The sequence below is a fragment of the Shewanella sp. 10B genome (genome assembly GCF_023475885.1).
GTDB classification, from domain to species: Bacteria; Pseudomonadota; Gammaproteobacteria; order Enterobacterales; family Shewanellaceae; genus Shewanella; species Shewanella mangrovisoli.
Window position 1 is genome coordinate 490550 of record NZ_JAMDJO010000002.1, and the last position, 11949, is coordinate 502498.

The 11949-nt window shown below is 49.0% G+C and carries 8 protein-coding genes; 4 read left to right on the forward strand and 4 right to left on the reverse strand.

Translation table 11 applies throughout. The annotated features are described in order from the left end of the window. Positions 1–39: 39 nt before the first annotated feature. Positions 40–867, reverse strand: a complete 828-nt coding sequence (locus M0415_RS09620; protein WP_249554057.1) for a hypothetical protein — start codon at positions 865–867, stop codon at positions 40–42. After that, positions 864–2294 (reverse strand): bifunctional D-glycero-beta-D-manno-heptose-7-phosphate kinase/D-glycero-beta-D-manno-heptose 1-phosphate adenylyltransferase HldE, encoded by a 1431-nt coding sequence (gene hldE, locus M0415_RS09625; protein ID WP_220054759.1) that lies wholly within the window; start codon positions 2292–2294, stop codon positions 864–866. Before hldE ends, M0415_RS09620 begins: the two co-directional genes overlap by 4 nt. 102 nt (positions 2295–2396) lie before the next feature. Here hldE and M0415_RS09630 point away from each other — a divergent pair, with 102 nt between their 5' ends. Beyond that, the gene (locus M0415_RS09630; RefSeq protein ID WP_084796736.1) at positions 2397–3323 is read left to right on the forward strand and encodes an LpxL/LpxP family Kdo(2)-lipid IV(A) lauroyl/palmitoleoyl acyltransferase; all 927 of its coding nucleotides are present in this window, start codon (positions 2397–2399) and stop codon (positions 3321–3323) included. Positions 3324–3496: 173 nt separating this feature from the next. On the opposite strand, the gene M0415_RS09635 is transcribed toward M0415_RS09630, so the two are convergent. Next, positions 3497–5221 carry a potassium/proton antiporter gene (locus M0415_RS09635; protein WP_011715990.1) on the reverse strand — a complete coding sequence of 575 codons (1725 nt, stop codon included), beginning with the start codon at positions 5219–5221 and terminating at the stop codon, positions 3497–3499. Positions 5222–5843: 622 nt separating this feature from the next. Here M0415_RS09635 and M0415_RS09640 point away from each other — a divergent pair. From M0415_RS09640 to M0415_RS09650, 3 genes are all read left to right on the forward strand, one after another. After that, positions 5844–8129, forward strand: coding sequence for a nitric-oxide reductase large subunit (locus M0415_RS09640; protein WP_249554055.1), 2286 nt, complete (start codon positions 5844–5846; stop codon positions 8127–8129). Positions 8130–8321: 192 nt separating this feature from the next. Continuing rightward, a complete protein-coding gene (norR, locus tag M0415_RS09645; protein WP_249554053.1) occupies positions 8322–9878 on the forward strand; it encodes a nitric oxide reductase transcriptional regulator NorR in 1557 nt (518 codons plus the stop codon). A gap of 170 nt (positions 9879–10048) precedes the next feature. Then, positions 10049–10963, forward strand: a complete 915-nt coding sequence (locus M0415_RS09650) for a L,D-transpeptidase family protein (RefSeq protein WP_088210998.1) — start codon at positions 10049–10051, stop codon at positions 10961–10963. A 98-nt stretch (positions 10964–11061) separates the two neighbouring features. On the opposite strand, the gene M0415_RS09655 is transcribed toward M0415_RS09650, so the two are convergent. Beyond that, complete coding sequence (locus M0415_RS09655; RefSeq protein WP_249554051.1) at positions 11062–11889, reverse strand: N-acetyl-ornithine deacetylase; 828 nt, start codon at positions 11887–11889, stop codon at positions 11062–11064. Positions 11890–11949 lie beyond the last annotated feature (60 nt).

Below are 11949 nucleotides of genomic sequence, written 5' to 3' on the forward strand. Positions count from 1 at the left end.
AGTTTGAAACAGGGAGATTTATCGATTCCGTTCACATATTCACAACATTGAATTTTGTACTAACCAGTCGTGTGCTTTTGCCTCCCCCATCAGCAGTGTCAGTGTCGGGGTAAGATAATACCCAAGATCCGGCTTGCGCCAAGATAGGTATGCTGGCAGGGGTTGCAGCACGGTCTCGCCAAAAGTCCGCTGCATTAAACTCGAATATTCACGTAATATCTGTGGCTCAATTTGTATTATTTTAGGATAAAAATCGGCGACAAAATCACGATATTGACTGTAATGAGCAATCTGACCCACTTGATACTTTCTTAACACTTGTATCATCATCGGGCTGGTCCAGTGAGACATATACTGCGAACTTGTTAACGCCGCAAGGTTACGTCTGTGATATTGCTGCCAAGCTAAATCAAGATTGCCTTTGGCCTTAGCGACACGCCAAACAAGGTAGAGATCCGCCAACCACTCATGCTGATAAGCTGTTAATTCTTTAGGTAATAAACTGCCCTGCAAGGCAAGATTTTCAAGGTGTCCTAGCTCATGCCATAGGGTTAATAATGCCTGTTCTTTGAGGTCATATTGATAGGTTATTCCATCGATATTGAGCAGTTGAAACTCTGGTGTTTCTCGCTCATTTACCAGGATTAAACCGGAGAAATGACTATTTTCGACGGGTAACACCATGGCACTGCGAAGCCCAAGTTCAGTTTGAAACTGGGCTTCACTGCGAGGGAGTTGTTCACGAACCTGAGTTGGAAAGTTTGCCAGACACTGACTCAATTGCGCTAAGGGGCAAATTAACGCCTGCTTGTCGCCGATGGGCACCCAAGTCAGGCTAGAGATCAGCGTCAGGGCAATGAGACTCACTGTTTTGCCATGATATTTTGGATAATGGCCGTAGTTGATATCCCGTCTTCAAACCCTAACACTTGGACTTGGCCACCCGCGGCGATCACCTCGGCGCCCCCGGCGATATCCTCAACCTTATAATCACCGCCTTTGACGAGAAGATCGGGGAGCAATCTGGCGATAATCCGCTGTGGCGTATCTTCACTAAAAGGCACAACCCAATCGACGGCGGCTAATCCCGCTAATACCGCCATACGTCTATCCACTTGATTGACAGGGCGACCTTCACCTTTTAAGCGTTTGACCGAGGCGTCGTCATTCACGGCCACAATCAATCTGTCGCCTAAGGCTCTGGCTTGCTTGAGGTAACTGACGTGCCCCGCGTGCAGAATATCGAAGCAACCGTTAGTCATCACCACTCGCTCGCCGCGCAATTTGGCTTGCTCTAGGGCATAGGCAAGTTGATCTTCACTCACTACCCCAAAACCCGACTCACCATGGTGCAGTGCTAAGGCTTCAATCAGCTCGATACGAGACACGGTTGAAGTACCTAATTTACCCACTACAACCCCTGCGGCGGTATTGGCAATGGCGCACGCCTGCGGCAGTTCTGCGCCCGCGGCGAGTGAGGTCGCCAGAGCTGAAATCACAGTATCACCGGCGCCTGTCACGTCATACACCTCACGGGCCACTGTAGGAATGTGTAACTCTGGGGCATTGGCCGTCACTAAGGTCATGCCCTTTTCGGAGCGAGTGACTAAGATAGCGTCGAACTGATGTTTGTTGAGTAAGCCACGGGCCTTTTCGAGCAGATCCGCCTCAGAGGTTACCGCGCCAACCACGGCTTCAAATTCACTCATATTGGGTGTGATGAGTGAAGCGCCATGGTAACGGCTAAAATCGGAACCCTTTGGATCGACAAGCACTTTCACGCCTTTAGCGCGAGCCAGCGCAATAAAATCCTGCGGCTTATCGATAGCGCCCTTCGCATAATCCGACAGCACCACTACATCGACCGAATCGAGTAAGGCTTCAGACTGTTTAAGCAAACGCGCACTATCCTGCTTATCGAAGGATTCTTCAAAATCGAGGCGAATGAGCTGCTGGTTACGCGACAGTACCCGCAGTTTGGTAATGGTCGGTTTATCGGCAATATTCAACCACTGTGGCTCAACACCCAGCGCTTGCACGCCAAGGGTTAACGCCTTAGCGGTATCATCCTCACCGACTAACCCCGCCAATTGCACTTGGCCGCCTAGGGTCGCGATATTTAGCGCCACGTTGGCCGCACCGCCCGGTCTGTCTTCGACTTGGTTAATCTTCACCACAGGCACAGGCGCTTCGGGCGAGATACGTCCCGTTGGCCCAACCCAGTAGCGATCTAACATCACATCGCCGACAACTAACACTTTGGCTTTTTCAAATGCTGGCAGAGAAACCTTCATAGCGCTCTTATCTATTGCAGAAATTAAACCGTGATTGTACCTAATTTTCGGCAAAATATGAGTTAGAATAAGCAGTAATTTTCAAAAGTAGTGAGTATTTTTGTGGTCGAGAAAGCTGAGTTTTCATCATCCTTATATCATCCGAAGCACTGGCCCATGTGGTTTGGGGTGTTAGTGATGCGGATTACCCAAGTGTTACCTCTCTCGTGGCAGATGAAGTTAGGTAAAGGATTAGGCCGATTAGTTAAGACTATTGCAGGCAGCCGTACCCATACCGCGCGCCGCAATTTAACTCTCTGCTTCCCCGACATGCCCGAGTCAGAGCGCGAAGCCCTGCTGACCCGTAACTTTGAAGAAACGGGTAAAGCGATTTTCGATACCATCAATGCCTGGTGGTGGACCGATGAAAAAATCCAACAACATATGCAGATCACCGGCAAAGAATACGTGCAAGACACCTTGAATGCCGGCCATGGGGTGATTCTGTTTGCCGTGCACTGTTTACCACTAGAAATGGGCGCGCGTATTTTTGGTCAATTCCAACCCGGTGTTGGGGTGTATCGTCCACACAACAATCCGGTGATGGAATATCTACAGGTAAAAGGCCGCTTACGCTCAAACAAAGCCTTAGTGCCGAAACGCGATCTACGCCAAATGGTGCGTTGTTTACGCAATCCCGATGTGATTTGGTATACCGCCGATCAGGATTTTGGGCGTTCGAGTGCGGTGTTTATTCCCTTCTATGCCGTGCCCGATGCAGCGACCATTACCGGTGCCACCACACTGGCAAAACTCGGTAAGGCCAAAGTGCTGCCCTTCTTTGTGGAGCGCACCGAAGGCGATAAGGGTTACCATATTGAGATTATGCCGCCGCTCGATAACTTCCCCGGTGAAGATGAGCTAGCCGATGCCATTCGCGGTAACAAAATTATCGAAGGGATTATCGATAGAAATCGCGCCCAATATATGTGGCTCCACCGCCGCTTTAAGACTCGCCCAGATCCAACAGACAAGTCCTTATATAAATAAGCTTTCGTTCAGAGTGTTCGAGATAAGTGCTTAAAAGCGAATACAAAAATGCCAAGCAATTGCTTGGTATTTTTTATGTTAGATCTTTTGTTTAAGGCATTTTGAAAGGCTTGAAATACCAAGAACCATATCCGGTGAAGCCCAGCATTGCAGGCACTTCAATACAGCTTCACTTAAGCCTCTGCCGGTAAGCGAATACCCACATTGGTGACTTTGCCTTCATTGAGTCCTGCAACTACCCAATGCAGTGACTGCCATAGGAACTGATCCCCAAGTACCGGATGTGAGCCTAATTCTGCCGCCACTAAATCTGCGACCGTCATGTCACCAGTTGCTTCATCTAACTCCAGACCATAAATCGGCGCCAGATCCAGCAGCTTAACTTCTGTATCGATAAAGAAGTCACCGAAGAAACGCGGCACTTCCTTGGTTTCGGGTGCCTGACTAAAGAGGTTACTCAGTGCCTCTAGGCTCTTCTCTTGCCCAAGTACGCACAAAATGTCCCCCGCTTCGAGGCAGGTACTGCCCGATGGGTGCAACAGCGTATTATGGCGAAATACCGCCGCAATCCGCGTACCATCTGGCATAGAGAGGCGTTTAAGTGGCTCGCCGATACACCATTTGTTTTCACTCAGATGGTACACAAACACTTCCCACTCGCTGCTCGGGTATATTTCGACCCCAGAGCGTGAAATCGGCAACGGCTTAGGCGGTAACTCCACCTTAGCTAAACGCGCCGCCGTGGTGAGTGACGCCCCCTGCACAAGCAGTGACACTAACACTACGAAGAATGCCAAGTTAAAGTACAGCTGAGCGCCCGGTAATCCCGCCATCATAGGGAATACCGCTAAAATAATCGGCACGGCGCCACGCAGTCCGACCCAAGAAATAAACCAGCGGTCACGGCTGCTAAAGCTCTTAAAGGGCAGCAAGCTGAGCCATACGGCTAACGGTCTGGCAAACAGGATCATTCCAAAGGCTAACGCTAAGCCCGGTAGCCAAATATCCAACAAATCAGACGGTGTGAGCAGCAGCCCTAATACGAGGAACATACCGATTTGGCTGACCCAAGTCATGCCATCCAATACGTTTAGGATTGAATGACGACCACGGGTAGGCTTGTTGCCGAGGAAGAGACCGACGAGATAAATCGACAGAATGCCGCTGCCGCCAAGTTTGTTCGAGGCGGCATAAATCATCAGGCCGCCACTGAGCACTAAAATCGAATACAAGCCTTCGGCAAGCTTGCTTAAATTCACCAACTTCCACAGCAGCCAACCGCCGCCAAGACCGAGGAAAATCCCCAAGCCAAACTGCTTGATAAAGCTTATCAGCATAAAGCTTACGGATAACTCGGCGTCCACATTAGCGAGGATGGCAATCAGGGTCACGGTTAAAAACACCGCCATTGGGTCGTTACTGCCCGATTCGATTTCCAGCGTCGCGCCAACACGCTCGTTAAGGCTACGTCCCTTTAATAGTGAGAATACCGCCGCCGCATCGGTGGAACCGACAATTGCCCCCACCAGCAAGCCTTGCAACCAGTGTAAGTCAAATAACCATGCGGCCATCACGCCCGTGATACTGGTGGTAATAGCAACCCCAAAGGTCGCCAGCGACAATGCCGGCCACAACGCCACCCTAAAGCTTGCAACCCGCGTGCGCATACCGCCATCGAGCAAGATAATGGCTAAGGCTAAGTTACTGACAAGATAAGCGGTTGAGTAGTCGTCAAACAGAATACCGCCGGGACCATCCTCCCCGGCTAAAATCCCTACAGCGAGGAAAATTAATAAGATAGGGATACCCAAGCGCGAAGACACGGGACTTAACAAAACACTCACAGCGGCAAGCAAGGCACCGATCAGAAAAAAACTATTGATGGAATCTGCATCCACACATGCCTCCTTAAATACAAGAGTGTTTAGTTAAACGATAAAGAAATCACCTAGATTAAAAATGACTCAATTGAAAATTTTTGTGTTTCTATACTAGCATAAAAAATGCAAATTAATGGAGTTTTAAATATTAAATTTCAAACATCTACATCCAAATCCTCAGTAAAAGGCCATTTTGACTAACTTTTACATAAAAACCAGTACAACCACAAACGCCTATCGAACATGAACCCAAGCTCATAAACAAGATAAAATCTTTATTTATCAATATATTTAAAAATAGCATTCCATATAAACTCACTGTATACCGCCAAAATCGCGAGGATAACTATATAAAAATATGCTGTATTCGCTAAAAGTCGGCTTAAGTCCAGTTAAACTCTGCAATAACTTGAAAGCATAGATAAAATCACCTTTTCCATTGTGTTATCGACATACAAGCCTCTAAAGCTGTCATAAAGACAATCACTGTCATATCAACAATCAATATTCAGTATCAAAAAGACAATCAAGCATAGAGCAAAATTTATATTCTTCTTTATTTTCAACAACAAAAAGGTTTGGCACGTATTACGCAATAGCAGGTGAAACGTATCAAAATGACGTTGCATCAAGGAGACTTATGAGCAAACAAAAACTCACCGCTATCGCACTGTTAGTTGTGCTGATTGCTTCATTCACTGTGTTGCTGAGCATCGGCAGTGAAATTTATCGGGAAAAACCGCCGATCCCCACTGCATTTACCGATGTAAATGGTCAGGTTGTGTTTAGCGAAAATGATATCGAACAAGGCCAATTGGTCTGGCGCTCCATGGGCGGCCATCAACTGGGGTCGGTTTGGGGACATGGCTCTTATGTTGCCCCGGATTGGACCGCCGACTGGTTACACAGAGAAGCCGAAGCTTGGCTCGATATTCGCGCAGAGCAGCAATATCAAACACCGTTTGCCCAATTAAGCGCCCAACAAAAAGCTGGCCTTGAACAAGCCTTAAGGGAAGATTTACGCCATAACAGCGTCGAGCCACAGGCCGATGGCACTGTGCTTATTCGCTTGTCCGACACTCGTATCGAGGCGATAAATAAGGTCGAGCAGCATTATTTATCCCTGTTTGGGAGCGATCCGGAGCTTAGCAAGCTTCGTGAACAATACGCCATGAAAGAAGGCACTGTGCCCGATCTTACCCGCCGCGAACAACTCAATGCGTTCCTCTTTTGGGGAGCCTGGGCGGCAATCACTGAACGCCCCGATGCCCCCTATACCTACACCAATAACTGGCCCTTCGATCCCCAATTAGGCAATACACCGACCTCGGATAATATCGTCTGGTCAATACTCAGTATTGTGACCTTAATTGCGGGGATTGGCGGATTGATCTGGCACCATGCGAGCGGCAAGCATGAAAGTCTGCCCAAGCCTTCGGAGCAAGATCCGCTGTTTTTCACTAAACCCACCGCCTCACAAAAAGCCGTCGGCAAATACTTCATCACGGCAATTGGTCTGTTTTTACTGCAAATTTTACTCGGCGGGATCACGGCCCACTATGCGGTTGAAGGCCAAGAGTTTTACGGTTTACCGATTTCGGAAATACTCCCCTACTCAGTGACTCGTACCTGGCACACCCAGTTAGCGGTATTTTGGATAGCCACGGCCTGGTTAGGCACTGGGCTGTATATTGCTCCCGCCTTATCGGGTTATGAGCCTAAATATCAGCGTCTCGGCGTTAACGTACTCTGGGTAGCCTTAGTCGTCGTGGTGCTTGGCTCAATGGCGGGCGAATGGATTGGGGTGCAGCAGTATTTTGACCTCGACATGAACTTCCTCTTTGGACACCAAGGATATGAGTACATAGATCTTGGCCGAGTATGGCAAATCTTACTCCTCGTCGGATTATTGATTTGGCTGGCCCTAGTCACCGCCGCCATTAAACCCGCCCTTAAAGTGCAAGGCGAGATGCGCCCTGTAATTTGGGTACTCTATGCCTCCTGCGTGGCGATTGGCTTGTTCTATGGCGCCGGCCTCTTTATGGGTAAACACGCCAATTTAGCAATTGCAGAATACTGGCGTTGGTGGGTTGTACACCTGTGGGTTGAGGGCTTCTTCGAAACCTTTGCCACCGCCGTTATCGCCTTAATGTTAGTACGTTTAGGTTTAATCCGCGGTCGCAGTGCCAACGGTGCGGTGTTATTCACGACAGTGATCTTCCTAACCGGTGGTTTGATTGGCACCCTACACCACCTCTACTTTACTGGCACCCCGACCTCAGTGATCGCCTGGGGCGCCATCTTCTCCGCCTTAGAAGTCGTTCCCCTCGCCATAATTGGTTTTGAAGCGATGGAAACCTACCGTCTGCGCAAAGCCAGTGGCTGGATGCAACGTTATCATTGGGCGATTATGTTCTTTGTGGCGACCGCGTTTTGGAACTTAGTCGGTGCAGGTATGCTGGGCTTTTTAATCAATCCACCTATCTCGCTCTATTACATTCAAGGATTAAACACCACGGCCACCCACGGTCACGCCGCCTTTATGGGCGTGTACGGTATGCTGGGCATGGGCTTGATGCTCTTCTGTCTGCGGGGTCTCACCGACAATATGCAGTGGAATGACAAAATGCTTAAGGGCGCCTTCTGGAGCCTCAACATTGGCCTAGCGGCTATGGTGTTCATGTCGTTATTACCCGTGGGGATTACGCAGTTTTTTGCCGTCATCGACCATGGATATTGGTTCGCCCGCTCGCCAGAAGTGATCCATAGTCCGCTGGTTGAAAAGCTGGTTTGGATGCGTATGTTTGGGGATGTCATCTTCAGTATCGGCGGTCTCTTAATGGGCGCCTTCTTGCTCGATTTGATTAGAAAAGCCCAGAATAAACCAGCCAAAGTGCAACAGGAAGTCTTACAAACAAATCACTAACCACAGCGATAAATCCGTTCTGACCAAGGTGTCGTTTAGGCACCTTGGTTGCTTAGTTTGATGGCCTGTGCCGTTTATCGTTTACCACGCTTTTATAGCCTTACCGCAATAACGGTTAGCAGTGTCTAAATAACCTGTGTCAATATAACAATCAATGCTATAAATCAGGGGAACCTCGCTGCAGGAGTTTTTATGGCCCTTAGTCAAACCGACCTTACCCGTATCGCACTGGACATTACCTCAGGTTTAGCCCACAGAGACCGCTTCTCACGCTTGCTCGATACGGTGAGAGCTAACCTGCACTGTGACGCGGCAGCGCTACTCACCTTCCATGGACACTATTTTACCCCGCTTGCCATCGACGGTTTGAACGAGGATGTGCTCGGCAGACGCTTTATCCTGAATGAACATCCAAGGCTTGAGGCCATTGCCCGGGCGGGGGATATAGTGCGCTTTCCAGCCGACAGTGAACTTGCCGATCCCTACGATGGCTTGATCCCCAATCAAACCGGGGCATTGAAGGTCCATGCCTGTATCGGACTGCCCTTATTTGCCGACGAACAGCTTATCGGTGCCGTGACTATCGATGCCTTCAATCCCCTGCAGTTCGACCAATTCAGCAATACTGAGCTTCGCAGCTTAAGTGCGATTGCCGCCGCATCCTTAAGCAACGCCCTGCTGGTTGAAAAGTTGGAGCGCATGGCACTCAATAGCCACTCGACCCATGTGCAGGAAAAAAGCCCCAACCTTAACCACGATGCCGAGATCATAGGTAACTCGCCCCAGATGCAAAGCTTGAATCGAGAGATAGAAGTTGTTGCCCATAGCGACCTTAACGTACTGATTTTAGGCGAGACTGGAACAGGCAAAGAGTTAGTTGCACAGGCAATACACCAAAAGTCCGCGAGACAGCACAAACCCTTGGTTTATCTCAATTGCGCGGCGCTTCCTGAATCGGTTGCCGAAAGCGAACTCTTTGGCCATATCAAAGGCGCGTTTACCGGCGCCATCAGCCATCGCAGTGGCAAGTTTGAAATGGCCGATAAGGGCACACTCTTTCTCGATGAGATTGGCGAGCTGCCGCTCACGCTTCAGGCCAAGTTGCTGCGGGTACTACAATATGGCGATATTCAAAAAGTGGGCGATGATCGCAGTCTAAAAGTCGATGTGCGTATCATTGCCGCCACCAATAAAGATCTTAAAACAGAAGTGCTGGCTGGCCGTTTTAGGGCCGATCTTTACCATAGGTTGAGCGTGTTTCCCCTGCTGGTGCCGCCACTGCGCGAGCGCGAGCAGGACATCACCTTGTTGAGCGGATTCTTTGCCGAGCGATATAGGCAAAAGCTTGGGATGAAACAGCTTAATTTCAGCCCCAGTAGCTTAATCTTGCTCAATCAATATACCTGGCCGGGCAATGTGCGCGAGCTCGAGCACGCCATTCACAGGGCAACCGTACTGGCGCGAGTCTCGGCACAGGATGGCTGCTGCACCATAGCGCCACAACATTTTGATTTACCGTTTAAACAAAGTCATTCAGAAACAAGCGCATCGACAAGTTTAAGCGTAAACGAAACACAGCTTCGCCCGTTAGAAGGTGCCAGTTTAGCCCAAGCGACCGATGCCTTTCAGCGTGACTTCATCAAACAAGTACTCAGTGTACATAGCGGCAATTGGGCCGCCTCGGCCAGAGCCTTAGGACTCGATCCTGGCAATCTGCATCGCCTCGCAAAACGCTTAAGGCTAAAATAAGTGATAAATACGCTGTACGGATCATATTTCAGTTGAAATAATGGCCAAAATAAGGAAGGATGCGAGCTTCGCGCGCCAGTGCACTTTGCCAGACAATTTGCCGCCCTGTTTTGGGGAGAAAAGCCGCGTAAAACAGGTTATTTTATTAACAGGAATCGTAGTATCCGCTTATGAGTATGCTTCGCACCACAGCTTTATTATTGACTCTGGTTTTTCCGAGTCTTTCCGCTTTAGCAACGGAATACCCTTTACCGTCTTCGAAGAGTCGGTTAGTTGGCGAGAACCTGTATTACACAGTGCCAGAGGGTAAACACACCCTCGAAGATGTTGCCGCTAAATTCCAACTCGGTCTAAGCAACTTGCTGGAAGCAAACCCTGGCGTGGATCCTTTCCTACCTACTCCAGGCAGCAAGCTATTAATTCCTCAACAGCTCATTCTGCCCAATGCGCCGCGTGAAGGCATTGTTATCAACGTTGCCGAAATGCGCCTGTATTACTATCCAAAAGGTAAGAACACCGTTGAAGTGCTGCCAATCGGTATTGGTCAGATTGGTAAAGATACCCCTGAAAACTGGGTCACCAGTGTTCAACGTAAACGCGCTAACCCAACTTGGACACCAACCCCACGTATTCGTAAAGAATATGCGGCAAGGGGCGAAATTCTGCCTGCGGTATGGCCAGCCGGCCCCGATAACCCAATGGGACTCTACGCGCTCTACATAGGTAACTTGTATGCCATCCATGGTACCAACGCCAGCTTCGGTATTGGTTTACGTGTCAGCCAAGGCTGTGTACGTTTACGCCACGATGACATTGAACACTTATTCAAAACGGTTCCAGTGGGTACCCGAGTACAATTTGTGAACCAACCGATTAAAGCAACCGAAGAGCCAGACGGTAAGCGCTACTTAGCCGTGCACCAACCACTGTCACGCACCATTGCCGAGTTTGAATCAGAAGAGCCTGTCTCTCTGACCTTACCGAAAGACATCGCTAAGTTTATTGCCAAGGCCGATACCGATTCAGCAGTGATTAAAAAGCTGCTCGATGAGCGTACAGGCGTGCCAACGATTATTAATCAATAATCGGCAAAGTAATAGATTGCAGCGGTTGATGCCGCTGCGCCCATAAAAATACCCGCCTAGGCGGGTATTTTTGTTTCAATCGAAATGAAATTATCGGCTCAATCGCATAATGGTGCGCAAAGGGCCAAGAAATGAGTCATTGCCGCGCTATTTGCCAAGATGCGTTGGTCGAAGTTTTGCAGTGCAGGGGTTTCGGTACAGGCACCGACACGCGCGCCGCTACGCACTAAACACGCCTCAAATGAGGTATCGAAGTGATTGAAAATCAAGCCATCTTTAACAGGGCAACCATCAATTTCACCGTCAGCAGCGATAGGGAAATAGCCCCCTAAGGTATCGCGTAAATCGAGACTAAAACGTCCCGGCACTTGGCTTGGCTCGAAGGAATACACATAAGCCTCACGGCTCAGCACGTCCTCATGGCAGGTTAAAATACCGTCACGGCTCGCCGCGATGAGTAATTGCGCATGATCTAACAGCAGCTTACCTTCCACCGAGGTGCTCTCATTGGCCTTAGGTTTACCGTTTTCAAACACGAAGCCACGGTTAGGGTTTTCACCAAACTTGTTAAATCTGTGGCCACGCTTAAAGCCAGTTGGGTTCACCAGAGGCAGAATGCTCAAATTCACCCGTTCAAATAAATCGGCTGATGCCTCACTTAAAAAGTGCAGTAAGCCCCAAGGGCCTGCCGATTCTTCACCGTGAAACCCTGCGCTGATCAATAACGAAGGTAAGCCAGATTTGGCGGCGGGAGATTGATACAGACTGACGCAGTATTTGCCGACTTCACCGAGTTTTTTCTCAACCATCCCCAAACGGGACATTTCCTGCTCAAGCTGTAGATAAAAATTATCGATATCAGTGCTTTCACAGTTAAAAATATCGCTTTTCCACTGAAAGGATTCGAACGGAGATCTGCTTACCATATCTTGTACTTATGCCAGAAAAAGAACTGTGCCATCATAGCAGTTCTTTTCAAAAACTGA

Bases quoted from the DNA above. Each gene is read 5' to 3' on its own strand.
- hldE (WP_220054759.1), bottom strand. From the start codon at position 2,294: ATGAAGGTTTCTCTGCCAGCATTTGAAAAAGCCAAAGTGTTAGTTGTC.
- M0415_RS09640 (WP_249554055.1), top strand. From the start codon at position 5,844: ATGAGCAAACAAAAACTCACCGCTATCGCACTGTTAGTTGTGCTGATT.
- norR (WP_249554053.1), top strand. From the start codon at position 8,322: ATGGCCCTTAGTCAAACCGACCTTACCCGTATCGCACTGGACATTACC.
- M0415_RS09650 (WP_088210998.1), top strand. From the start codon at position 10,049: ATGAGTATGCTTCGCACCACAGCTTTATTATTGACTCTGGTTTTTCCG.
- M0415_RS09655 (WP_249554051.1), bottom strand. From the start codon at position 11,889: ATGGTAAGCAGATCTCCGTTCGAATCCTTTCAGTGGAAAAGCGATATT.